20 protein-coding genes are annotated in these 24,025 nt (G+C 43.6%); 12 read left to right on the top strand and 8 right to left on the bottom strand.

From position 1 onward, the window contains the following. Positions 1-50: 50 nt before the first annotated feature. The 6 genes from KI742_RS20565 to KI742_RS20540 all read left to right on the top strand — a co-directional run bounded on the left by KI742_RS20565 (position 51) and on the right by KI742_RS20540 (position 5,446). Entirely contained in the window at positions 51-656 is a 606-nt protein-coding gene (locus KI742_RS20565; protein ID WP_206225546.1) for a hypothetical protein, read from the top strand. Positions 657-753: 97 nt separating this feature from the next. Further along, complete coding sequence (locus KI742_RS20560; RefSeq protein ID WP_005387184.1) at positions 754-1,107, top strand: DUF1428 domain-containing protein; 354 nt, start codon at positions 754-756, stop codon at positions 1,105-1,107. A 129-nt stretch (positions 1,108-1,236) separates the two neighbouring features. Then, on the top strand, positions 1,237-1,863 hold the full coding sequence (locus KI742_RS20555) for a LysE family translocator (protein ID WP_285385430.1): 627 nt from the start codon (positions 1,237-1,239) through the stop codon (positions 1,861-1,863). Between the two features lie 327 nt (positions 1,864-2,190). Then, positions 2,191-2,817: a LysE family translocator gene (locus KI742_RS20550; protein WP_285385432.1), complete on the top strand. Its 627-nt coding sequence runs from the start codon at positions 2,191-2,193 to the stop codon at positions 2,815-2,817. A 169-nt stretch (positions 2,818-2,986) separates the two neighbouring features. Beyond that, positions 2,987-3,451, top strand: a complete 465-nt coding sequence (locus KI742_RS20545; RefSeq protein WP_005377099.1) for a DUF2846 domain-containing protein — start codon at positions 2,987-2,989, stop codon at positions 3,449-3,451. A 336-nt stretch (positions 3,452-3,787) separates the two neighbouring features. Continuing rightward, positions 3,788-5,446 (top strand): autotransporter assembly complex family protein, encoded by a 1,659-nt coding sequence (locus tag KI742_RS20540; protein WP_285385433.1) that lies wholly within the window; start codon positions 3,788-3,790, stop codon positions 5,444-5,446. Positions 5,447-5,504: 58 nt separating this feature from the next. Here KI742_RS20540 and KI742_RS20535 read toward each other — a convergent pair whose 3' ends face one another. The 6 genes from KI742_RS20535 to KI742_RS20510 form a co-directional block, all read right to left on the bottom strand. Further along, on the bottom strand, positions 5,505-6,956 hold the full coding sequence (locus KI742_RS20535) for a phospholipase D family protein (RefSeq protein WP_285385435.1): 1,452 nt from the start codon (positions 6,954-6,956) through the stop codon (positions 5,505-5,507). 101 nt (positions 6,957-7,057) lie between these two features. Further along, the gene (locus KI742_RS20530; RefSeq protein WP_285385437.1) at positions 7,058-9,097 is read right to left on the bottom strand and encodes a carboxylesterase family protein; all 2,040 of its coding nucleotides are present in this window, start codon (positions 9,095-9,097) and stop codon (positions 7,058-7,060) included. A gap of 210 nt (positions 9,098-9,307) precedes the next feature. Beyond that, a complete protein-coding gene (locus tag KI742_RS20525) occupies positions 9,308-10,963 on the bottom strand; it encodes a hypothetical protein (RefSeq protein ID WP_017821369.1) in 1,656 nt (551 codons plus the stop codon). Positions 10,964-11,265: 302 nt separating this feature from the next. Beyond that, positions 11,266-12,621: an FUSC family protein gene (locus tag KI742_RS20520; protein ID WP_213886825.1), complete on the bottom strand. Its 1,356-nt coding sequence runs from the start codon at positions 12,619-12,621 to the stop codon at positions 11,266-11,268. Between the two features lie 13 nt (positions 12,622-12,634). Further along, positions 12,635-13,498, bottom strand: coding sequence for an HlyD family secretion protein (locus tag KI742_RS20515; protein WP_005377105.1), 864 nt, complete (start codon positions 13,496-13,498; stop codon positions 12,635-12,637). A 10-nt stretch (positions 13,499-13,508) separates the two neighbouring features. Next, positions 13,509-13,721, bottom strand: coding sequence for a DUF1656 domain-containing protein (locus tag KI742_RS20510; protein WP_005377106.1), 213 nt, complete (start codon positions 13,719-13,721; stop codon positions 13,509-13,511). Positions 13,722-14,147: 426 nt separating this feature from the next. Between KI742_RS20510 and aspT the strand changes: the two genes are divergently transcribed. The 6 genes from aspT (at position 14,148) to KI742_RS20480 (ending at position 21,414) form a co-directional block, all read left to right on the top strand. Continuing rightward, positions 14,148-15,863, top strand: a complete 1,716-nt coding sequence (aspT, locus tag KI742_RS20505) for an aspartate-alanine antiporter (RefSeq protein ID WP_213971122.1) — start codon at positions 14,148-14,150, stop codon at positions 15,861-15,863. 95 nt (positions 15,864-15,958) lie between these two features. Next, complete coding sequence (locus KI742_RS20500) at positions 15,959-17,554, top strand: bifunctional aspartate transaminase/aspartate 4-decarboxylase (RefSeq protein ID WP_137282073.1); 1,596 nt, start codon at positions 15,959-15,961, stop codon at positions 17,552-17,554. 125 nt (positions 17,555-17,679) lie between these two features. Continuing rightward, positions 17,680-18,537, top strand: coding sequence for a pyridoxal kinase PdxY (gene pdxY / locus KI742_RS20495; RefSeq protein WP_033906186.1), 858 nt, complete (start codon positions 17,680-17,682; stop codon positions 18,535-18,537). A 210-nt stretch (positions 18,538-18,747) separates the two neighbouring features. Beyond that, positions 18,748-19,917: a patatin-like phospholipase family protein gene (locus KI742_RS20490; RefSeq protein ID WP_285385439.1), complete on the top strand. Its 1,170-nt coding sequence runs from the start codon at positions 18,748-18,750 to the stop codon at positions 19,915-19,917. Between the two features lie 17 nt (positions 19,918-19,934). Further along, on the top strand, positions 19,935-20,363 hold the full coding sequence (locus tag KI742_RS20485; RefSeq protein WP_151514838.1) for a hypothetical protein: 429 nt from the start codon (positions 19,935-19,937) through the stop codon (positions 20,361-20,363). Between the two features lie 142 nt (positions 20,364-20,505). Continuing rightward, positions 20,506-21,414 carry a LysR family transcriptional regulator gene (locus KI742_RS20480; protein WP_017634569.1) on the top strand — a complete coding sequence of 303 codons (909 nt, stop codon included), beginning with the start codon at positions 20,506-20,508 and terminating at the stop codon, positions 21,412-21,414. A 287-nt stretch (positions 21,415-21,701) separates the two neighbouring features. On the opposite strand, the gene KI742_RS20475 is transcribed toward KI742_RS20480, so the two are convergent. Together KI742_RS20475 and KI742_RS20470 are read right to left on the bottom strand one after the other, a co-directional pair. Beyond that, positions 21,702-22,853 (bottom strand): ABC transporter permease, encoded by a 1,152-nt coding sequence (locus KI742_RS20475; RefSeq protein ID WP_033906182.1) that lies wholly within the window; start codon positions 22,851-22,853, stop codon positions 21,702-21,704. After that, a complete protein-coding gene (locus KI742_RS20470; RefSeq protein WP_213898658.1) occupies positions 22,850-24,016 on the bottom strand; it encodes an ABC transporter permease in 1,167 nt (388 codons plus the stop codon). The genes KI742_RS20475 and KI742_RS20470 overlap by 4 nt, the downstream gene beginning before the upstream one ends. Positions 24,017-24,025 lie beyond the last annotated feature (9 nt).

Here is a 24,025-nt window from a genome sequence, read left to right as displayed (position 1 = left end):
AACAGTTTGGCGGACAATATGAAAGACAACCTTAACCAAGGAATAGCGTTATGCAGATTTTAATCGTTGGAGGTAGTAAGGGTCTAGGAAGGTTCTTGGCTACGAACTTACAGGGTACAGAAATTTATGCGATTTCTAGATCAAAGCTAGTTGAGGAGGGAGTCGCTTCTGTTTGTATTGACGTTGATCCCGGTAAAAAGCCAGATTATACGTGCTTCAAAGGTGTAGAGTTTGACATCATAGTTTATTTGGCGTCGATGTGGGGAGAGTCTTCAGAATTGACAACAAACGAACTGATTGAGTTTATGAATGTTGGCCCGGTTGGGTATCTTAATTTAGTCAATGAGCTTAACGCTTTAGGTTCACTTAACGATAAATGCAATATTGTATCTATTGGCTCTACAGCAGAGCTTTCAGAAAGTAGTGAATACCCTGCATTCGCCCTCAGTAAAAGATTACTCAAAGATATTTCTAGCCAGCTGCAAAACGTTTATCGTGATTACCGCTTTACTCACTTTACAATAGGTGGGATCGGGCATGCTGAAGAGGAACGTATTGAGTATTCGAGTGTTTTGGAGATTATAAATATGCTAACCAAGCTTGATCCAAACACATACCTTTCAAATATGCATATAAAGTCCAAGCTAGGAATGTAGCTCTCAAGCTGTATTACGTACCTGCTTCTATGGTTTGGCATCATGTGCATTCTTTTTATTGAGCTATGGTTATAACTCCAATGAAAGGAGTTTACTTATGTCATACATTGATGGGTTTGTCGCTGCAGTACCGACAGCGAATAAAGAAAAGTATATCGCACACGCAAAAATAGCAGCAGAAATGTTCAGGGAGTTTGGGGCCTTAAAGGTTGTTGAGACGTGGGGGAGTGAAGTACCAGATGGTGAGATCACATCATTTCCCATGGCAGTTAACGCTGAAAGCAACGAAACCGTTGTGTTTTCGTGGGTAGTCTGGCCTTCAAAAGAAGTTCGAGACTCAGGGTGGCTGCGGATCATGGGTGATCCTCGAATGAGTCCAGATAATAACCCAATGCCCTTTGATGGAAAGCGTCTCATTTATGGCGGATTTGATGTTATTTTGGAGCAGTAAAATACGAAAGAATCTCAACTCGATTCGTGACACTTGGTGTTTTAATCAGTATTACGCTTCTGATGTACGTTCAATAGACTATTCTGCGATAAGTGTTGATAAAACTCCATTTGGAGGCTTAGAGTAAAAATGGAAGAGATAAATTATTCACTGATTGTCGTATCAGCTATCGCTGCCATCGCTAGCCCCGGACCTGCAACTCTTGCGATAGCAGGCACGTCAATGAACCACGGTCGGCGCTTTGGTGGGTATTTGGCTACAGGTGTTTTAACGGGGTCTTTATTTTGGTCAACCTCAGCCGCTTTTGGTCTCGCAACCATACTCTATAGCAATGTTTGGCTTTTTGAAATTCTTAGATATTGTGGGGCATTTTATCTTTTATATTTGGCTTTAAAGTCTGTACATTCAGCCTGCAACATCGAGCAGCTAAAGTTACCCAAAACATACGTAACGACAAAGAAGGGTAACTACTTAACCGGAGTGTTAATTCACTTAACTAACCCAAAGGCTATTCTGTTTTTCGGTGCGCTTTATTCGATAGGGGTTCCTCCTAAGGCCAGTCCGTTGGAATTGTTGTCGGTCATTTTTGTTGTGGGGCTGGTTAGTGCTTTGGTTTTCTTTGGCTATGCTTTTCTTTTCGCGCATAAAAAGGTCAGACAAACCTATCTCAGATCCAAAGCAGTTTTTGAAGGCGTGTTCGCGTTATTTTTTGGTGTAGCAAGTATTAAGTTGCTGCTTAGTGAGGCAGGAAAATGAAGCACAAAAGGCTTGAAGAAATAAGAATAGATAATCTATCTGATTTGACGGTCTATTAAGTATACTAAGTAGCCGATTTGTTAACTTCCATAAGAGCTGCTGGCTAGAAAAAGCTTACAACCCAATGATGCTAAATATTATCATTCAAAGGGCTAACAAAGGCCCATAATTTAATTCGTATCACTGTTCATGATTGTGCTCTTCGCGCAGTGCTGTAGTATTAGTAACGTGTTGTTAATACTAAATATAACCAATTGAAACCTGGACGTTGCATTATTTGTAGTTCGATGAAATGTTATCCCGCAAGACGTTAATTTGGAGAAAAGAATGGATTCAAACTCACTATTATTATTTGTTGTCGCTTGTCTCGCTATCAACATGATTCCTGGACCTGATGTAATTTATATTGTTTCCAATACAATGAAAGGTAAATTATCTGCTGGGCTGAAAGCGGCTCTGGGGCTTGGTGTTGGTTACTTTTTTCATACACTAGCGGCATGTTTAGGTTTGTCAGCAATTATTCTGAGTTCATCTTTGGCTTTTAGCGTTGTTAAATGGTTAGGGGCCGCTTACCTAGTTTATTTAGGTGTTCAGTCATTACTGTCCATGTGGCGTGGAGAAAGTAAAATCGTTGAAAACAAAAATGTTGATAATAATAAAAATGTGTTTGTTCAGGGGGTTATCGTCAGCGTCTTGAATCCCAAAGTAGCGCTATTCTTTCTCTCGTTTCTGCCTCAATTTATTGATACGTCTGCAAGCTCAACATCAATGCAATTATCAGTACTTGGCTTGCTGTTCAGCGTACTTGCGACGACATGTAACGTTTTGTACGCCTCTGTGGGTAATTGGGTATTTAGTCGTCCACACTCTCAGCGTTATTCAAGAACTCTTGAAGGTGTTTCAGGTATTCTACTTATCAGTCTAGCGAGTAAAGTGGCATTTAGTGATCGTTAGATACAGGGCATTTTATTCTCGTGATTATTATATGGCTAATGTTTGCTCAATCTATACGCTAAATGAGTGCTATTGCATAGGTTGAATCACAAATTTCAAAAATACCAATAAGTGAACGTATTTATTTATAGTATGGTTGGCGCGATTTTATCGTAGCTAGGTTAATAACATGAAAAATAAAGTAATTCTGTGTTCCGCATTCCTTTTGGGTTTGTCAGGTTGTGCTTCTGTTCCTACTGTTGATTCGACAGTATCAAATCAAATGAAATCATTTGAAGCACCTCAAAAGGGGAACGCAGGGATTTACATTTACCGAGAAGATGCTTTTGTCGGAGCAGCGCTTAAAAAGTATGTTTACGTCGATGGGGAATGTATTGGTGAAACCGCTCCTGGTGTATTCTTCTACCATGAGGTCGAAGGCAATAAAGAACATCAAGTAAGTACAGAGTCTGAGTTTTCTGAAAATCACTTAACTATCTTAACGGAAGAGGGCCGTAATTATTTCGTTAATCAATACATTAAAATGGGTGTATTTGTTGGTGGTGCGGGCGTAGAACTCGTAGACGAAAGCAAAGGTAAAGCAGAAGTACTAAAAGTCGACATGGCAGAAAAAGGAAACTGTTCTTCGATCTAGTTTTACAAACAGACCGCTTTTTAGATTAAAAAACACATTATCAATGTAACCCAGCGCTTGATGAGATCCATTCAGCGTTGGGTTTTGTATTTTTGGCAAACAGTATACCTATTTCAGACCGCATGATTTGCCACCTCCTAGCTTGAGCCAATTTATCGTTCAAAGTATCTACTTGTGAAAAGTGAATTTTCGAGAGGATTTCGTAGGGAGCAATCCTACAAACGCGATTAACTGATATGCCATTCCATCATTAACCTTGTCGAGTGTATTGCTAAACTAGGTAGCGGTGTGTCTCCTCTCATTAAACAAATAATAGGTATATCAGTTTTAGCTTCTATGCCTTTACATCATGCACTCGGAGTGCAATTTAAAATCAAAGGGCTAACATCAATATTAGAGAAAAATCTTGAAAGTCACCTTACACCACTAACGAAACTCTCTGTTTCAAACATTACCTCAAATCGACTAACGCAGATGGTTAATAATGCGTTAAACCCTTATGGCTACTATCATTCCGAGCTCAATGTTCAGAGATCAGAGAATGATCTCATCACGCTTGAGGTTGACGCAGGGGAGGTAATGTTGGTCAAAAAATCTAATATTGCTGTGTTGGGGGAGGCCAGTAACGATCAGGATTTCATCGAACTAATCAATCAAGCTCAACTTAAGCAAGGGCAGCCGTTGCTTCATTCTGAGTACGACACGCTAAAGCGAAACTTGATTTCATTGGCTCAGCAAAAAGGTTATTTAGATGGACGTTTTATCGAATCGTCTTTGGAAGTCATTCCAAGTTTGAATCAAGCCCATGTGAATCTGCATTTCTCTAGTGGTTCTCGTTACCAATTTGGAGAGCTGTCTGTTCTTACGTCGGGTATCGAAACGGCTCGAATAGAAGCGATGAGAACATTTGAGTGGGGCGACGATTTTGACACTTTGAAATTGAGTCAATATCAGGCCGATCTCTCCAGTACTGATTGGTTTCGCAGTGTGATTGTGAAAGCGGATTTCGAGGAGGTATTCGATGGCTATAAGGTGCCGATAGAAGTACTCGCAGAGCCGAATTCACGCAATATTGTGCAAGTCGGTGGAGGTTATTCGACAGACTTGGGGTTGCGCGCTTCGCTAAACTGGACCAAGCCTTGGTATAACGCACGTGGACACAGTTTTGAGGCACAAGCGTACGCTTCCAAACCGGAACAATCGCTATTACTAGGTTATAAAATTCCCACCCCAAATGTTCTAACGGATTACTACGGGATTCAGTTTGAATCTAAGCATGTCGACTATCGAGACACATCGAGTTTTTCTAATGATTTATCGTTTGAAAAACACTGGAAGTTAGACAGTGATTGGCAAAGCACCATGCACGTTCGTTATTTGCAAGAGAGTTATCGACAAGCGTCGGAGAATAACGAATCACAGTTGTTATTACCTGGGGTGACATTTTCACTGCTTGATCGCAAGAACGATCAATTAGAAGTAAAGCACCGTCACGTCTACTCATTGGAATACTCGGACCCCAATTTTTTCTCCGATTCTCGTTTGCTGCGCATTGAAGGCAATAGTGTTCTGTCTTGGGACATTAGTGAAAAACACAAGTTTCACTTTCGTTCTAATGTTGGCATTAATGTCGCTGACACTTTGAGCGATATTCCATCATCATTACGTTTCTTTGCGGGAGGTGATGGCAATCTTCGTGGTTATGGTTATGAGTCTATCTCTCCGAGAGATGAAAATGGCGATTTAACCGGTGCTCGTTACATGTTTACTGCTGGGCTGGAATATCAATACCAGGTCTACCGCCAACTGTGGCTTGGGGCATTTTATGATGTTGGTGATGCCTTCAACGATAGGGTGGATTGGAAAAGCGGTACAGGGTTGAGTTTGATATGGAACTCAAAATACGTGCCCGTCAAAGTGGACTTTGCTTATGGTTTAGATGCTCCTCAAGGAGACCAATTCCGCGTTCACTTTTCGCTAGGCACGCAGTTTTAGCGGGCATTAAAAAAACTCTCATCCTTGCAGATAGAAAGCCTTTTTAAGTCTTGATTGTTTAGAGTTCGAACTCACCATTCAGTTTCTTGAATATCCAGTTAGGCGCCTTATGCCATCCACCATAGTTTGGATTCTTAGTATGGATCTCATGCATTAATTGCCACTGAGTTTGGCCTTGTCCATCTCGAGATACTCGCCAAAACAGTTCATCTTGTTGTCGAGTTAAGTAGTGCATGACATGTTCTGCAAAGGCTTCGCTTTGGACCAACACACCAAATTCCACATTGAGGAAATCCGATCTTGGGTCGAAGTTTGATGAGCCGATATAAGTTAGCCGATCATCGAGTATCACCGTCTTGTTGTGATAATAAGTATCCGCATGGAAGTAATGGTCATCATTGTTCGCTTGGTTTTTGTACTCAAGTATATGAACGCCCTTATCCAACAAGGTTTGGCGATGCTCCTCGTAATAAGCCGGAATAAAGCCAGAATCATTAGATGCAGACGAGTTCGTCATTAACGTGATGTCCGCTTTTTGCTCCATCAAGGTATCAATAAAGGTAAATTCACCATCACTTGGTACCACATAAGGCGTTGATATCACTGCTTTTGATGCAGAGGTTATTTGTTGCCAAACTTGGTGTTCTGCACGTTTTCTAAAGTAGGGTTTGTTGTTTTCTAACTTGTCTAATGAGTCGAAAACGGGGGTGACTTGCGTAGCAATGAAGTCGGGACTGGTCAGTTGTTTTACCTGTTTTTCAACTTCAGCCAGAATGATGCTTTTGTCTTTCTCACCTTTATTAAGCGCTTTAGTAAACGCGGAATAGTTTGGGGTAACGTTAACGATGTTTTCTATTGGCGTAACATGCTCGCTGTCCCAAAGCTGTTGGTAGTTTTTGTCGAACGCTCGAATAATGCTGCCTTTGAACAAGACATCCATATCAAAGAAGTTGGCTTTGCGGCTGTAACCAAAATAGTCGTCGCCAATGTTGCGTCCACCTAGAATCATCCATTGATGGTCGACGTTGAAGTACTTCTCGTGCAGACGATTATCCAAACGTTGTTGGTGAGTAGAGAAGTTGACGGCGCGACCAATCCAACCTGACTTACGTGAATCAAACGGATTGAATAAACGGATTTGAATGTTGTCGTGAGCGCTGAGATCAGCAAGCCATTTCTCGTTAAAAACCAATAGATCATCGAGAGTGAGTCGAATTTGCACGCCTCGATCTGCTGCTTGCTTGAGTTCATTGAGTAGCATCAAACCAAGCGTGTCACTCTCCCAAGAAAAGTAAGTCATATCGATGCTTTGCTGAGCGTTTCTTACCAGTTCAACACGACGAGCAAAGGCTTCTGGAGCGGTAGGAATTAAGTAAACTTCGGATTGATGCTGAGTAGTTTGCCAATTGGCTTCAAAATCCGGTTCAACTTGAGGGTAGGGCTGGGCACAGCCAACCAACAGCGCGCCGAAGATAAAGAGTAGCAGAGCACGAAGGGCGTTAGGAAACATGAGTAAACCTTCCTAATTATGTTCAAGGAATAAGGATGAAAAAAGCCAGCGGACTGGCTTTTAGGTATTCGGTAACGAGTTTTTAGTGGCTGAGGATGAAGTTACATGTGACTCAGAATCAGCCCAAGTTCCTCGAGACCGTTGAGGCGACCTTGGCGCAGTTTTGGATCGATGCCTGAGTGATGAGCATTGTCCCAGTCTTGTGTGGATTGAATACCGCCATCGTTATCGATCAGCAAAACTCGATCAGTCGCACTGTTGTATTGGAAGTCTTCAAATAAACGTTCGCTAAACCACATACGAGAGAGCTCGTTCATCATTGCTTTGTCTTTGCTACCTGGACGAACACTTGAACCATCAAGCTTTAATGCTTTATTAAACACAAATGGTAATTCCGATGCATTGCAAGCGCCGACAATACAACTGATGCTTTTGAGTAAATCGCCAACGTCGAGATCGCCATTTTCACCTTTGGTATTGTAAGTCCATACGTTGAATCCAGGTGTGTAGTCAAAGTAGTAAAAGCTTGGCGTCGCTCCTGTTGCTTCTTCAGTTGAAACCTTATGACGGTTTGGACCCGTGAAGAGCAAATCATGCAAAGTGGTTTTGAATTGCTGCATGTTTTTGGTCGCACCATTTAGTTCGCTTTCATCGTTAGGGAAAAAGTCAGCCAGAGCAAGTAACTCAGTGGTTGAATCGGAGTTCCCCAAACCGAAAAACAACTTAGTCATCGCCTCATAAGCGGTGCTAGGCAGCAGTTCCAATAAGTCAGAAAGATCGAGTTCAATCGAAGCTGAATCGCTGAGTAATGAACGATATTCAGCGCGTAAACGGTTCAAGTTCGCATCCGATTCTAGCCACTCCACCATGTATTCGACGATTAAGGTTTCGTCACCACTTTCAATGATCTCTGGCGCTTCTTGGCTCAAGATTTCAATGATAGTTGGGATCAAAAATGTCAGGCTCGGCAGCATGCCCAGAGTATTGATTTCTGCGCTGTTAGAGCCAATTACCGTTGGTACGATCCATTCACTCTCAATGGCTTGCTCAGTAAAGTGATAGCCTGGTACTTCTTTCACTAGAAACGCTGGTGGGCGATGCTCGATGTAAGGCGCAAATGGCATCAATGTAGCTAATGGGCTGTTGTCGCGTGTTGGGCTTATAACCGGAATATTCACGGCGGTCAGTACCCAGTTCTTAAGACGTTGAATAGGATCAAGCATCTCGCTTTGTACCTTCATGATCTCTTCAAGTGGTAGTAACGCAAGATCTTCAACGCTTTGCTCTGGTCTTTGGCTCTTGGCAACATCGTAACTTTTATATTCAAAGCCGTAAGGGTTGCTTTGCATGATGGCACGTTGAAAGTGCTCACCTGCGATTGCAGCATCGCCTTTTGATTGCTGTAAAATTCCCACCGACATGGCACCCGCACCTTGACCCATGAGTGTCACGTTTTGCGGATTGCCGCCGAATGCCTCTATGTTTTGTTGAACCCATTCAAGCGCGTGTTTTTGATCGCCTAGGCCAAAGTTACCGCCCTCTGGGTTGTCCAAACCATCGACCCAAACACTGCCCAACAAGCCCAAGCGATAGTTAAAAGTAACTGCAATAAACGGGTTACCATCGTCAGCACCTTGTGCAACCACCATATCACCATGAATCAGCGGTTCTGAGCCCGCGCCGTATTCAAAGTCTCCACCGTGAATAAAGACATACACTGGCAAATCTGCGTACGCTTCTGTCCCTGCTGGTCGCCAAATGTTTAGGTTCAAACAATCTTCTGATTGCGTTTGTGCCGTGGTTTTTAACTGCGGGCACGCATCACCGAACTGAGTCGCATCAATATCGCCTTCAAGTGGGATCGCAATGCTGTGCTGAAAGCGGTCTGCTTGCGCAAATTGGATACCTTTGAACGCCTCTACCGCTGCCAGTTTTTCATCCGCAGCAAGAGGCGTGATGACAAGGGACTCTTTGGTCGCTTGAATGGTTGCATCGCCAATTTCCAAAGCGATTTGCTCTGGTGGTAAGGGTTGTAGTGGCTTCGGGCCGTTAGGAACGCTAGGTTTGCTTGAATCATCACTACAGGCAGCTAAGGCAAGAGTGATGGTAATGGCTAAAGTTGAGCGATTGAGTAAAGTCATTGTTATGTCCAAAAAGTCATTTGGTGCGTACACCTAAAATGTTAAACGGCATCTAACAAGCGACGTCCTGACGCTTTGGCATTAATCCGTGAATGGTTGGATGGCTTGTTGTATTGATGGCTCAAATGGTAGGACATCGGCGACAGTTTCAGTAATCGCCTTTGTAGGATGCAGTCCTACCATCGTCTAGGGGCGGGCTCTTTATGAGAGTTAGAAACGGTAACCAAGATTTAAGGTTACTGACTCTCGAGTTTCCCCTTTGTTATAGAGAAAGGTCAGGTTGTAGTTTTTGCCGATTTGCTTATTGAAACCAGTCAAAAACGCCCATTGATTAAGATCTACACCAATGTCGTAATCGAATTCGATATCACCACTTTTTACATGCCCGTCCATTCGAGCGTCCAGTCCTTGATATTCTGCTCCGACAAAGAACTGCGTGCGATAATCGACAAGTTGATAACCCAACATCGGCTGTACAGTAACAATACCATCGCCCCAATCATCTAAGCCCTTTAAGCGAGTTTGCGAATAGGTACCAGTGACAGAAGCAAAGAATTCTTTATAGCCAACCGAAAGGGTTGTACCTATACCACGAAGGTCATATTCCAAATGCAGCGGCACGTCTAGGCGTCCGCGACTACAAAGTGCAGATAAACCATCGCAAAACTTATCACCTAATCCTGGCAGTTTATCGTTCAGCTTATCTTTTATGTACTGGCCACCTTCACCCGTGTAGGCGGCATCAACATTGGCATCGACATTAACTTTTCCGATGTAACCAAATACATTCCAAAATGGCAGGATGTTTACATCGCCACGAAGCGTCATGCTCTCAGCACTCACGATGCCGACACTGTCTTCTGGATCAAACAATTCATTAAGGCCGATGCCTTCAATCGTGAAATCATTAAATGGAATATTCATATCTTGATTTCGATACGCTAGCGATACACCAAACGGCAGAGGCAAATCGATACCTTGACGACGAACCATATCACCCATTAAAGGAAAAACGCGGTCTAGCTTAACACTGGCTTCTTGCATGCGTGGATCAGAGACCTCATTCAAGCGTTTTTCGTCTAGTACTTGCACGCCAAGCTTATCTTCATAAATCGCTACCGGTTTTACGCTGCTCATCATTTCGAGGGGTTTATTTTTCTTTGAACCAACTATCTTGGTGTTTTTACTGGCAATCGCAATTTTGCCTGATGTTAACTTCTGGAAGAGGATCTCTTGATCGTAAGAATCCACTTGGTAGTTGTGATGTGTGAACGGTTTATCGTTGGTAATGACCATACGTTTCGGTTCACCATTAACCAACTCAATATCAACGCTTAAAAAGCGAAAGTAGGCGATATCTTGAGGAAGACCGTATTTTGAGTAATTAAAACTGATGATCACATTACCATTCTGATCCTCTTTGGCTCTTACTGATGACGGATCAAAACTCTCCGCGTAGTTTCGAAGGCGGTATTCTGTTCGTGTGAAAGCTTCGATCTCATCAAGTACTTTTTCATTTTCATCGAGTTGTTCAGGGTTGTACTTGATACGCAGATCAATGTTGCCTTTGTTATCGGTGTTCTTGACCAAGTAGACGGACGAATCGCGAACGCTATCACCGATTTTAACACTTCGGTGGGCATGCTCGACCAAATGCTCGCCTTGAACTAGAGAGCTGATGGCCAGTTTTGGTAAATCATGACTGATACCGTATTTGTCGAACAGTGCTCGGCCTTGCTCGATTACTTCGTTGTAGGTCGTCGTCTCTTCAGCGGCGAAGCCAAAAGTGGGGGTAGTAAGCATTAGTGCGCTCGCGAGCACAGTAAGAGAAGACGTCTTGCCGGCGCGTAATTCAAAAAAACTCATGACAGTTTCCACTCTGAATAGTCTCAAACCTTCGAGACTCAGACAGTTAATGTGTCACTGAACTTCTTGTTCAGTTAAATAGATGTGTTTGCTGTGATTGACGTTGTGAATGCAGAGTTTTCGATTGCATTTCGTGAATCAATGAGAGGATTTTATGAGGTGAAGAGAAATACCGTTAATCGCTTTTGATGGATACTATCCTCGCTTTATGGGTTACGGAGGAATAATGGCTAGCTCACAAACAAACAGCCCCGCAGAGCAGAAGCAATGCAGGGCTTTAGTTTCAAGAACGGAGGTGACGCTTAGACCGTAACGCGAACACGAAACAGATCAGTAAACAACTTGGCAATCATCAAAATAATCATAATGTTTACCAGCATCAGCAAGGGCGTTTCAATTCGATACGCTGGGGTTAAATTGAGCGCTCCTGATGTCAAGACAACCAATAAGTTAATACCTAGAATTCTGTGTACCATCAGCTTTGGTGTGGAAAATACCTTCCAAATCACGATGATGTTGATGAAGTAGAATAGCCCAAGCTGCCAAAGCTCGGTCATCATTGGCATTAGGAAAATGTATTGCAATAGAATCACCGTGCCAGTGCCTATCACACCAAAAAATGCATCTTTAATAATGCTTGGTGGCATAGTAGGAACGATTGAAGAGAACACGCCTGCTAGCATCGGAAAAATGAAACCTCCGGGCACAGGAAGATAAATCCAGATCAACAGCGACGTCACGAACATGGAGACACCTTGCAGTACCTTTCTGCCGTCTTCATTCAAATGCTGGATAAACGTTCGATGCTCGTGATGCCAAACTGTGTTTTTCTCTCTTTGCATGACACAAGCAACGTGACCGATGAGAGACGTACTTGGATTTTTAATATCAAAGCTTTGAAGTTGCTGCGTTAGCGTTGGCCAATCGATCTCACGACTTTGCGATTTATCTGCTTGTTCTAGCAATCGGTCTTGGATTTGTGCCATCTCATTTAAACGCGCACGCCATAGCTGACGATGTTCTTTCAAGTGGTAGCTGCCAGTAAGTGGTAAGCCGACCAGTTGGAATAACTTTTCTATGTTGGCGCTGTTGGTCTCAAGAGCTTCAATATCTGTATCATTGGGCGATTTCATAGCGTTAAGCATCGCCTCTCTGCTGGTCTCAAAACGTTGAATGAAGTTTTGTTCTGTACTGACTGGCCAGACTAATCGGTACACAACAGAAAACGTGATCACACCAAGAATAGTCTCTTGCATGCGAAGAACAGCGAAGTGGAACGTTGCTTGACTATCAAATCCTCCCATACATGCGATGATGGAGCACACAGCAAAACCGATAGAGAACACATAACCATACTTTTCGTCGCTCGACATAAAAATGCACGCACCTAAAAACAAGGTGAAGAAGGTGAGAAACAAAAAGCGATCTTGAGAAAACGTCGTGATGAGGAAAAAGGCATAACCGATGCCAAGGAGGGTTCCTAATAAGCGATTATGACCTTTGTTTATCGAGTGAGCGAAGCTTTCATTTAATGCCATTACCGCGACTGCGATCGCTGCCCAATACGGTTTCTCCCATTGAAACCATAAGGCAAGGTAGATCGCGATAACGATAGACAGCGCAGCTTTGATTGCTTCTTTGGTTGAGGCATTAAACATACATTCCACCACATTATTGTTTGATGATTTTGATAGAGGCCGTCATACCAACACGTAGTTGAAAATCTTTCGGTAAGTGATCTAATTTAACTTTAATTGGAATGCGTTGAGCTAAGCGTATCCACTGAAAGTTAGGGTTCACATTGGGCAAAAGATCGTTACCAGTACTACCATCTTGCTTCGCAATGCCGTAGCCAATGCTTTTGATTTTGCCTTCCAGCACAGCTTCATTGTGCATCATTAAGGTCACGTAGGCTTTATCTTGTGGATCAACGCCAACTAAATCCGTTTCTTTGAAATATCCTTCGATCCAAAAGCTGTCTTCATCAATCAAAGCCACGACTGGGGAGTTAGCGACGACTTGAGAGCCGACGCGTAAGTTCAAATTAGTTATATAACCATTCGTTGGCGCATAAACTTTTGTGTAATCAAGGTTTAGCTTGGCTTCTTCAACATTGGCTTTCGCGAGTTCTACGTTGGCAACGGCTGTCTCCACTGCATTGTCTAGGTTATTCAATGTCAGTACAGGTACGGCGCCAGGTGTGCGCTTTTCTAACTTAAGTGCTCGCTGCTCTTCATTTTTGGCCTTTGCTAGTAATGCAATGGCTTGCTTTTGAGCTGCTAGCGCTTTGTGGTACGCCGCTTTATAGATGCTTGGGTCAATCTCAAACAGCAAATCGCCTTGTTTCACTTGCGAATTGTCTTCAACGTAGACTTGGATGATTTGTCCTGTTACGCGGGGGGTTATAGAAACGATGTGCGCGCTAACTTGGCCATCTCTAGTCCAAGGGTTGTCAGAGTATGATTGGTAGTAGCTGAAAATCACGGTGCCAGCGGAACACAGTAGTAGCAGTGTGATGAGATAACGTTTTATCACGGAATTTGCCTCAAAATATCGTAATGAATCGACCAATAACGCCAGTAAAAATCACAATTAGGCTTAGCTCTGCGAGTGCAGGAAATGCAACGTATTTGTGGAGTCCCAGTTTTGTAGCAACGGTTCCGACCAAAATGGTGAGCATGTAAGCCAATGCAATAACCAGCAACAAGGGTGGGAAGTAAACTTCGCCCCACACAAGTTCATGTGGCATTGAGTTCATGGTGTTTTTCTCTATTAACTTGATGAATGGAAAGATAAGGCAAATGATGGCATCCGTGATAATCGCTTTTGGAGGATCTAATCCATCAAACGAAAGGTGTTATGCGCTATATAGAGGGAATAGCGCAGCGAAGTAGCTTTTTGGACAGTGAAAATAAAAATAAATTTATTTTCCAATTTATTCTATGTTCATTTCAGACCACTAAGTTGTTAAATTTTCGACAATTATTGTTCAATGTTTGCTTTTGAATATGCGAAGTGATGGTTTCGTCCTTCAAATGGGATTACGAGTTGTGAGGTTTTGTTTCTAATATTCGCTTCGAAGCAAACGAGATGCTTTTTAAATTAAATAATCCAACAAATATGAGTGAAAGATTATTCGTTAGATTATTTGAGTTTTATATTTATTAGTAAGAGTAAAATTGTCATGGAAATTATTTCTAACCTTTTTGACATGGCACCATTTGTTGCTCTCTTTATTACGCTCTCTCTCGGTTATATGGTTGGTAAAATTACCATTGGTCGATTTGTTCTTGGCGGTGTTGCCGGAACATTATTAATGGGTGTAATTATTGGGCAATTTGGTGTTCATATTGATCCCGGCGTAAAAAGCATTTTCTTTGCGCTCTTTATTTACGCAGTAGGGTATCAAGGTGGTGCACAGTTCTTCAAAGCACTGAACTTTAGAACCATCAACATTCTACTTTCCGCTGTAGTGATGACGGTTTCTGGCCTGCTTTGTGTACTAGCAGCTGCTTGGATGTTTGATCTAGACAGAGGTACGGCAGCAGGCCTTGCAGCTGGTGGTTTGACTCAATCGGCAATCATCGGTACAGCGGGTGATGCGATCGCACGTCTTGGGGGTGTGACAGAAGAAGCTAAGCACCTAATGCAGACCAATGTCGCAGTAGGCTACGCAGTTACGTACATCTTTGGTTCGCTTGGTCCAATTCTGATGGTGACATGGGTATTCCCAACACTGATGAAGTGGGATATCCGAGCAGAAGCGATTGCTCTAGAAGAGAAAAATTCAAATGGTAAGCGTGATTTAGCGCCGGGTGAGTTCAACGCTGTCACAGCGCTGGTTACACGAGCATTTAAAGTGAGCAAAGATGGTGGGCTAGCAGGCAAAACCTTAGCTCAGTTAAACCAACACGCTCTGGCTGCTTGTATTGAATTGATTCAACGCGATGGCAAAGTGCTAGACGTGGACAAATTCACAGCCCTGAAAGAAGGGGATGTCATTGTCGTAACAGGTCGCCGTAATGCAGTACATCAGCTGCAAGATGGTTTGGCTGACAATGAGATTGCACTTCCAGAAGGCTATGAAGTTATTGAAGAAAACCGTCAACTGATCGCAGACAACCGCAAACTGATTGGTAAGTCGCTGCAAGAGATTAAAGAGGCTTCGAACCAAGGCTCTATGCGCGGTATTTATGTGACGGATTACATTCGTGAAGGCAGCTCTATCGAAATGACGCCGGATCTTGTGGTGAAGAAAAACGACGTCATCCAGCTTACAGGTACCGCAAAAGATATCAATCGCGTTGAGAAAAACATTGGTCAGCGAATGGGCTCAGCAAACGTGACTGACTTAGTCGTGCTTGGTATGGGCATGGTGGTGGGTCTATTAATTGGTCTAATCAGTTTTAAGATTGCTGGTATTCCCGTCACTATCGGTTCTGGTGCAGGTTGTTTGATCTCAGGTTTGATTGTCGGTTGGTTGCGTAGCCGCAATCCGCATGTTGCTCAGTTTCCTGTGGGTGCCGCGAACTTTATTCGAGATTTCGGTTTGGCAGCATTTGTGGGCATTGTTGGCCTTGAGGCTGGGCCTCAAGCGGTCGACACCATCAAAGAACACGGTATGTCTCTGTTGTTCCTTGGTATGGCTGTGACCATTATTCCTCAGTTTATTTCGTTCTTTTTCTCATACTTTGTATTGAAGATTAAGAACCCAGTTGAAGCACTTGGTTGTGTTACAGGTGGACGAAGTGCGAACCCAGCATTCGCGGCTTTAATGGAAAAAACAGGTAACGCAACGCCAGTATTCTCATTCACCGTGACTTATGCTGTCGCCAATGTACTGCTCACCCTATGGGGTCCTATTATTGTCGGCATTATTACTTTAAACGCAGGCATGTAATTTAAATAAATTCGAACACTCTTATCGCCTAATTAAATAGGCGGTAGGGGAAGTATTATCCAAATTTCACTAAATAATAAATTCAGGTAAATATTATGACTACGCCAAATACAACAATTGATTTTTCAAAATTTGCAGATTTAAGCCCATTTGAATTAAAAGATAAACTTATTGAAGTGGCACAAACTGTTCCTGACCGCGCGTTATTAGATGCAGGTCGTGGTAATCCTAATTTTCTTGCGACACTACCACGTAAAGCGTTCATTCGTTTGGGTGAGTTCGCAATATTGGAAGCCGAGCGCACTTATTCATACCTAGATGGTGGTTTCGGTGGCATTCCAGATGGTGTGGGCATTGTTGAGCGCTTCGATACGTTTGCAAGCAAGAATAAACAAGACCAAGGCGTACAGTTCTTGGAAAAGTCGCTGAGCTACGCAAAAGACCGTTTGGGTCTAGAGAAACAGGCATTTTTGAATGAGCTGGTTAACGCATACCTTGCATGTAACTACCCAGTGCCACCACGTATGTTGACGAACATCGAAAGGGTTGTGAAGCAGTACATCGCAGAAGAGATGTACGGCCCGATGCCAATGACAACAGACTTCGATCTGTTTGCAACGGAAGGCGGCACAGCGTCTATGACGTACACGTTCCAAACTATGTTCAACAACGGTCTGTTGAAGAAAGGTGACAAGGTCGCGCTAATCACTCCAATCTTTACGCCGTACCTAGAAATTCCAGAACTGAGTGAATACGAACTGGAAATCGTTGAACTACGTTTGGATGAGACAACATGGCAGCTGCCGATGTCTGAAATCGAAAAGCTTGCAGATACAGACATCAAACTGCTTTGTGTCGTGAACCCAGCAAACCCAGCGTCTGTGAAGTTCTCGGATGAGACTCTGGATAACCTATCAAATTTTGTGAACAACGAACGCAGCGACCTGTTCATTGTGACTGACGATGTATACGGCACATTCGCGGACGACTTTGTCTCACTGTTCGCGAAACTGCCATACAACACGCTTTGTGTTTACTCGTTCTCGAAGTACTTCGGTGCAACAGGCTGGCGTTTAGGCTCGATTGCGATTCAACACAACAACGTGTTTGACGATGCAATGCGCAGCCTTCCTGAAGCGCGTCAACTTGAGTTGGACGATCGTTACAAAACACTGACTCCGGAACCTCGTGAGATTAAGTTTATTGACCGTATCGTAGCAGACAGCCGCAGCGTAGCGCTTAACCACACAGCAGGTTTGTCTCTTCCTCAACAAGTTCAAATGGCGCTGTTCTCATTGAATTGTCTGATGGACTCAGAGAAAAACTACAAAGAAGCATGTAAACGCATCATTCGCGAGCGTTACAAAACTCTGTACAAAAACATGGGTGTAGAAATTGAAGAAAACAAAGATCGTGTGGACTACTACACACTGCTTGAGCTCGACACTTTGGGCGGCAAATTGTACGGACCAGCCTTCGTTGAATGGTTCAAAGCGAGCGAGAAGGGCAAAGACTTCCTGTTCCGTCTTGCACATGAAACCGGCGTTATCCTACTTCCAGGCCAAGGCTTCGATGTAGTACACGCATCAGTTCGAGTTTCGTTAGCAAACCTTACTCATCACGAATACGAGCTTATCGGTCGTGCAACGCGCAAAGTGTTGGATGAGTACTTCGCTGAGTTCCAAGGCTAATTAATCCAGCCTGATTAAGAATAAGCCTCGGCGTTGTCGAGGCTATTCCGACCAAATAAGCACAGTGCGCGATATTGTGTTTATTTAGTCGCCAAGCTAACAAACTTCTCAATTAAGAGTGACTTATGAAAAGCATTATTTCTATTCAATCTCATGTGGTTTATGGCCACGCAGGAAACAGTTCTGCCGTCTTCCCGATGCAGAGAATGGGCCTCGAAGTCTGGCCAATTCACACGGTTCAGTTTTCAAATCACACTCAGTACCAGCAAGGTTGGACTGGACAGAAGTTTGGGGCAGATGAAATTCATTCTCTAATGAGAGGCTTAGATAACATTGAGAAGTTAGGCGAATGTGGCGCGATACTGTCCGGTTATCAAGGCAGCGCAGAGCAATGTCGAGCGGTGGCCGAAGCGGTAAGTTTAGTCAAATCGCGTAACCATAGTGCACTGTATGTGTGTGACCCAGTTATGGGTGATCCAGACAAAGGTTGCATTGTGGCAGACGGTGTCAAAGAAGCGATAAGCCATAGCTTGTTGCCCATCGCTGATGTGATTGTTCCTAACCAGTTTGAACTGAGCGAGTTAACAGGTGTGAAAATTAACTCTCTTTATGATGCGGTCACTGCATGTAAAAAAGCCTTAGAGTTAGGACCGAAAATGGTATTGGTGAAACACCTGCATGCACTAACAGATGACGCCTTCAGTATGATTTTAGCGACGCCGAAAGCAAGCTATTTGGCCCAACGACCTAGTGTTGAATTTGCTATGCAGCCAGTCGGAGTCGGTGATTTAATTTCTGCGATTTTCACCTCTTGTTTGGTGAAGAAGATGTCTCCTGTCGCAGCCTTTCGTCATACACATAACGCCGTTTACGGTGTATTGGAGATCACAAAAGGCTATGGCACATGGGAGCTACAGACGATCAATGCCCAATACGAATTTGTCGAACCGACGCATGAGTTCAATGTCGTGAAAATTGCTTAGCGCAGTACCTAATTAACGGAGAAGCGTAAAGTTAGCATATAGAAACTTGGCATAATTGCTTTGATGGATAGCATCCTACAATCGCGATTATGGGGTTTAGCCGTGCCTAGCTATAGTAACTCCACACAACGAAACGGACTTCATTTTGACCCAATTAACTTCAAACTGAGTCTCTGGTCATACGCCAGAGAACATTAAATGAGACTGATTATGAATCGTTTAATTTCCTCTGGTGTGACGGTTGCACTTTCGCTGTTGATAGTAGCTTGTAGTTCGCCTCATACCCTGGATGTTCGTGTTTCTCAAAGCAACTATAAAGATGTCGAGATCGCGAGTTCGACACCAAATGAGCCACTTCGAATGTGGGCCAATGAAGCGCCGGATTTTCTCTACTCAGCGCACAATCAAACCACACCGATCAAAGTAGAGGGTGAACAGCTCAATATTTTGGCCTTATCGGGTGGTGGCGTAAACGGCGCATACGGTGCCGGCGTTTTGATGGGGCTGCAGGAAAAGGGGGAGCTAAAAGATTATGCCATCATTACTGGAGTCAGTGCGGGTGCCCTAATCGCTCCTTTTGTTTTCATTGGCGGTGATGCGATGCCAAAGATGAAAGAAGTCATGCTCAACATCAATGATAAGAATATTTTGGGTAAGAAGAACTTCTTAAATACCCTGTTTAAGGACGCGTTTACCGATGGTGAGAACCTCTATGATTTCATCGCAGACGCTTACCCTGAGCCCATGATCGAGGCGATGGCGCAGCAACACCGCAATGGTAAACGCCTCTTTATTGGCAGTACCCATTTTGATTCAGGCGAACTGGTGATTTGGAATATTGGTGCGATTGCGAACAGTGATTTAGCGGACAAATCTGAACTTATTTACAAGGTGCTTGCTGCGAGCGCATCGATCCCTGGTGTTTTCCCTCCACAATTTATCGATGTTGAACATGATGGAGAAACACTTGAGGAGTTACACGTAGATGGCGGTCTCGCAGCGCAGGTGTTCTTTAATCCGTCTAACTTCAACTATCAACAAATCTCAGATGCTTTGGGGTTAGAAAAAGCGCCTCAGTTGGATGTGATTCGCAATGGTGCGTTAAAAGCGCCGTATCGTCCACTAAAAGACAAAGGTTTGGAATTGGTATCGAAAAGTGTCTCAAGCCTTACGCTAGCGCAAACTCGTGGTGATCTCTATCGAATGAAATACATCAGTGAAATCAACGATATCGAGATGCAGTTTACCTACATTGATCAAGATTTCAGATACTCCAAAGTAACGAAAGATATGTTCGATCACCGCTACTTGCTGACGATTTACGAATATGGATTCAAAAAAGCCACCCAAGGGCAACTTTGGGTAACTGAACTCCCTTAATACAGGAAAACGATACAATGAAAAAAGCCGTTCTTACACTCATGATGCTTACCGCTTCCGCGACTGCATTCGCCCAAAGTGGAGCCCATCTTGACCAGCAAAAAGTGGATAGTGATATGCAGCAACTGTCTGCAATCAAAGAAGAAGGTGCAACCTTTATTATGATTGACGAGAACTCGAGTTACGTGGCGGTCGAGTTCGTGGGAAAGTGGGAAGAGATCAACAACTATGTGTCACACAAAGAAGCGAAAAAACGTAAATTGGAAAAAGTGAACAAGCAGTTCGTGTACTCTCAGGTCGGTGAAACGTTGGAGTCACTTGAGCAAAAAGTCGTTGACCACATTTACGCTGATCAACCTAAATATTTCAGTGTCGATGTCTACCGCGATTACCATGGTGACTCAGGAGAATTCAACTATTTAGCTCGTGTCGTTGAGTACAACTAAGTTAGAGAAAACCTACTGAAGCTAGTAGGTTTTTTTGTGTCGTCGAGAAGGAATTCAAACGCAGATTGTTTCCGTTACCAAGTAGCAATTCTACGATCTTGTGGTAATTTAATTAGATAACTCTAAAAAGTAAGCACAACCTATGAATTTTAGTTTTGAACAACTTCTCGCGTTCGTAACCGTTTATGAACAGCTTTCGTTTAGTAAGGCGGCGGTCAAACTCAATAAGCACCGAACCACAATAGGGCAGGTGATTACCAATCTTGAAGACCAACTGGCGGTCAACCTGTTTGAGCGAGTGGGGCGCTCGGTAGAACCGACAGAAGATGGTCATCTTCTTTACCACTATGCTAAGCAAACCATCGAACAAGCACGTACTTTCGATAAAGTCGCATTAAGTCTAGCTTACGGTGGGTTAGAGAATGTTAGTATCGCCTATTCAAGCGCTATACCACACCGTTTTCTTGTATTGCTTCGTATTCAATTAGCAGCAGATTTTCCGATGATGCGAGTTAACTTTCTTGTTCGTAATCGCAACGAAATTAAAGAGGGTTTACAGAATGGTGATTATCAATTCGGTATTGTCAATGTGCATGATAGTCGAGCAATACATAGTCTGGATGCGACGTTTTTAGGTCATTTTGAATTTGTTCCTTTCGTCCAGAAAGGTGGTGAACTCGCTTCTATGGCACCAGATCGAGTATTGACAGCCTTGAGGAATAGTAAACAATTTGTACTGCGGTCTCTTATTGAAGAGGGAATGGGCGAAAAAGTCATCGTAAGTTCGAACCATGAAGAGGTCGACCAATTGGCCCTTGTAGTGAAAATGGTTGAAGCAGGTTTAGGATGGGCGATTCTCCCCAGAACGTTTGCCCATTCGGAGTTTTCTAATAATCATATAGAGCCAGTGGAAGCTTCTGAATTATTGGAAGGTTTTAAGTTTGGTTTTGGCCTATGGTGCCAACCCTCTAAGCAAGTCGGTGATGTAAAAAATTCAATCATGAAGGTCGTTACAGAATACCGAGAGAAAATAATCCGTGATATGACTTAGCGGCGACATGTATCCTGCTCATCCCTATCAACAACAAGACTCAATGTGAGTCTTGTTTTTTTGTGTCTGAAAAACGTTATCGTTCTAGCGAAGAGCTAATGTCTATTGGAAGGATATAACCCTCTATATGAGAGTATGGAGTCCATAGTTTTTGGCTTAATCTAACCTCGCTCAATGGGTAAGCCCAGAGCAAAAAGTGTTTTTACCATATGTCCGCTGCAAGGACGCAGATTTTCAGCCGGGTTTAGTTACCCGGCTTTTTTTATAGTAATAAAAAATGTCAGCTGTCACCCCAAGCTCTCTGTTACAACTGGCTTGTTACTTCGCTTAGCAATCCAGTACGCAACGCTACCCCAAAGCACGGTGAGTGCCCAAAGCGCCGTCCAATGTGGAGCGACTTGTTGCCAGGTTGCCCCCATTTGGTTTAGCGCTAAGAAAGCTTTTATCGCCCAAGTGCTTGGGCTTAAATCAGCAATCCATAATAAGGGAGTAGGTATGGCTTCAATTGGCCAAATAAAACCAGCCAAGAAAATGAGCGGCATAGAGCTCACTAAGACGACTAAGGTGACAAGTTCACGCCGAGGTAATAAGTAACCTAGCCAGAAGCCTAGTCCGCAACAACCTAAAAAGAACGGGAACAACATAGCCAGCAATTCGCCCGCATTGGCGATATGGTTTACGTTTAAACGTTCGAAGCTAAAACCAAAATAATAGGCGCCGAGTAAATAATAAATTGCCACAAATACTAACGTTCTCACAAGCAGCAGCGATCCCGTTGATACTTGTGACCAATAGCCACGACCATGACGCTGTGTTCCCGTTTGTAATCCAACCGCCATGATCAACGTTTGTTGTAAAATCAGAACAAATACTGCCGGCACTACGTATTCGATGTAACCCATGGTTGGGTTGAACGTTGGTTTCATATTAAGCTTAATAGCAGAGTAATTATGGCTAGCCATACTCATGGGCACACCATCTATCACCATTTTACTGACTTTCACTTGGGCCCCTAATGTGCCTCCAGCTTGGGCCAATCCTTCTACCACGGTTCCGTACACGAGAAAATACGAGGCGTCCGCAGCGTAGGCCAGAGTCGGGCTTTTACCTAGCATTAGGTCTTTGTAAAAGTGTTCTGGTATGACTAAAAAACCGGTGATCTCTCGTTGTAAAAATGCTTGCTTTGCATCGGCAATCGTATGAAGTCGAGTGACTACGTTGACTTGCGGAGTGGCATCAACCATACGTTCTAGCTTTAAACTCGTCTGACTACCATCTAGATTAACAATCGCGATTGGTTGTTCACGAGGCGTTTGTTGTGCATAAGGCAAAGGGTATAAAAACGAGTAAAATACGACACCACCAAACACGGTCAACGTAACGACTGGATTGGTTAGAACGGCCTTAAGTTCCGCTTTAATCAGTTGCCACAATGTCATACCGCCTCCTTCGCTTGGCGTGTTGATGAAGCTGTTCGATGTTTACCCATCAAGGCTGCGGTAATGAGCAGGGGCACAACGTAACCAATCATAGGCCATAGCGAGCTTAAAGATTGTGCGGCCGATGCTCCATAGCTTGCTTGACTCACTTGTACTTCAATGTAATGGGTAATCGGCAATAATGAACGCCATGCATAAGCGAGCGTGTTCATGTCAGAAACTGGGAATGTAATTCCCATGAACGCGAAGCTTGGAGCCGTAAATGCGCCAGCAAAACTCATCGCACGTGCAGGATCCATCGACAAGAAGAAGAACAACGCTCCCATAATGATACAGGCGATAACCGTCGCCAATTGTGCTAATAGCATAACCACAAAACTGCCTTCCATTGGCCAATCAAGCACGGAATAAAACCAGTACAAGAACAACGCACCTTGCGCCATAAAGACCGGAATGTACTGACTTAATAGGGTAGTGAGCCTGGCGTATGGCTTTTCGCCCAAAAATGCAAAGCTATTCTTTCCACCATAAATGCGAAAGTGCGCGGCAAGAATCAAAATAGTGCTTACTACAATACATATTTGCCAAATGGCTGGCACGATAGCCGTTACCAAAAATTGTGCGTAGTTATTGTTACGGTTAAATAATGCGGTTATTTGTGTCGACACGGGTACAGCCTGTCCAGCCGCTGCTAACGTTGTGGTGTTACCCTTAGCCAAGTTTCCCATTACTTCAACCTGAGCGTCGAAATAGCCTTGTGCTTGCGCAACGGCAGAGTTGATCAGTTTCGCTACCAAAATGTACTGACTGTTGTAAAAGACAGAAAGTTGAGGTTGGCGGTGCTGGAGAATATCTTGGTCGAACTTAGATGGGATGACCGCGTAAGCGTAGATATCGCCTTCAATCATCGCATTTTTTGCTTCGCTTGCACTGGTGTAGTGATAGTTAACAGCCAGACTCGACGACGCATCCAAAGATTGAATGAGCTTTCGAGAAAGTTGGGAATGTTGTAGATCAACCACACCGATTGGTAGATCCCGGGCAATGCCCGCAGAGAACACTCCCCAAATCATCATCGCGAGCAAAATCGGTATCCAAGTAAGGCACGAAAGCAACCACTTGTCTCGTCGTAAGATATGCCGCTGTGAAATCTTAATCGTCATAGCATTAAC

The organism is Vibrio sp. D417a (genome assembly GCF_030248595.1).
Classification (GTDB): Bacteria; Pseudomonadota; Gammaproteobacteria; order Enterobacterales; family Vibrionaceae; genus Vibrio; species Vibrio alginolyticus.
The sequence above is the reverse complement of the archived record's forward strand: the minus strand, read 5'-3'. Positions and strand labels throughout refer to the sequence as shown.

What these genes read in the sequence shown, in the direction of transcription:
- KI742_RS20565 (WP_206225546.1), top strand. Translation starts at nt 51, where the DNA reads ATGCAGATTTTAATCGTTGGAGGTAGTAAGGGTCTAGGAAGGTTCTTG.
- KI742_RS20560 (WP_005387184.1), top strand. Translation starts at nt 754, where the DNA reads ATGTCATACATTGATGGGTTTGTCGCTGCAGTACCGACAGCGAATAAA.
- KI742_RS20555 (WP_285385430.1), top strand. Translation starts at nt 1,237, where the DNA reads ATGGAAGAGATAAATTATTCACTGATTGTCGTATCAGCTATCGCTGCC.
- KI742_RS20550 (WP_285385432.1), top strand. Translation starts at nt 2,191, where the DNA reads ATGGATTCAAACTCACTATTATTATTTGTTGTCGCTTGTCTCGCTATC.
- KI742_RS20545 (WP_005377099.1), top strand. Translation starts at nt 2,987, where the DNA reads ATGAAAAATAAAGTAATTCTGTGTTCCGCATTCCTTTTGGGTTTGTCA.
- KI742_RS20540 (WP_285385433.1), top strand. Translation starts at nt 3,788, where the DNA reads ATGCCTTTACATCATGCACTCGGAGTGCAATTTAAAATCAAAGGGCTA.
- KI742_RS20535 (WP_285385435.1), bottom strand. Translation starts at nt 6,956, where the DNA reads ATGTTTCCTAACGCCCTTCGTGCTCTGCTACTCTTTATCTTCGGCGCG.
- KI742_RS20530 (WP_285385437.1), bottom strand. Translation starts at nt 9,097, where the DNA reads ATGACTTTACTCAATCGCTCAACTTTAGCCATTACCATCACTCTTGCC.
- KI742_RS20525 (WP_017821369.1), bottom strand. Translation starts at nt 10,963, where the DNA reads ATGAGTTTTTTTGAATTACGCGCCGGCAAGACGTCTTCTCTTACTGTG.
- KI742_RS20520 (WP_213886825.1), bottom strand. Translation starts at nt 12,621, where the DNA reads ATGTTTAATGCCTCAACCAAAGAAGCAATCAAAGCTGCGCTGTCTATC.
- KI742_RS20510 (WP_005377106.1), bottom strand. Translation starts at nt 13,721, where the DNA reads ATGAACTCAATGCCACATGAACTTGTGTGGGGCGAAGTTTACTTCCCA.
- aspT (WP_213971122.1), top strand. Translation starts at nt 14,148, where the DNA reads ATGGAAATTATTTCTAACCTTTTTGACATGGCACCATTTGTTGCTCTC.
- KI742_RS20500 (WP_137282073.1), top strand. Translation starts at nt 15,959, where the DNA reads ATGACTACGCCAAATACAACAATTGATTTTTCAAAATTTGCAGATTTA.
- pdxY (WP_033906186.1), top strand. Translation starts at nt 17,680, where the DNA reads ATGAAAAGCATTATTTCTATTCAATCTCATGTGGTTTATGGCCACGCA.
- KI742_RS20490 (WP_285385439.1), top strand. Translation starts at nt 18,748, where the DNA reads ATGAATCGTTTAATTTCCTCTGGTGTGACGGTTGCACTTTCGCTGTTG.
- KI742_RS20485 (WP_151514838.1), top strand. Translation starts at nt 19,935, where the DNA reads ATGAAAAAAGCCGTTCTTACACTCATGATGCTTACCGCTTCCGCGACT.
- KI742_RS20480 (WP_017634569.1), top strand. Translation starts at nt 20,506, where the DNA reads ATGAATTTTAGTTTTGAACAACTTCTCGCGTTCGTAACCGTTTATGAA.
- KI742_RS20475 (WP_033906182.1), bottom strand. Translation starts at nt 22,853, where the DNA reads ATGACATTGTGGCAACTGATTAAAGCGGAACTTAAGGCCGTTCTAACC.
- KI742_RS20470 (WP_213898658.1), bottom strand. Translation starts at nt 24,016, where the DNA reads ATGACGATTAAGATTTCACAGCGGCATATCTTACGACGAGACAAGTGG.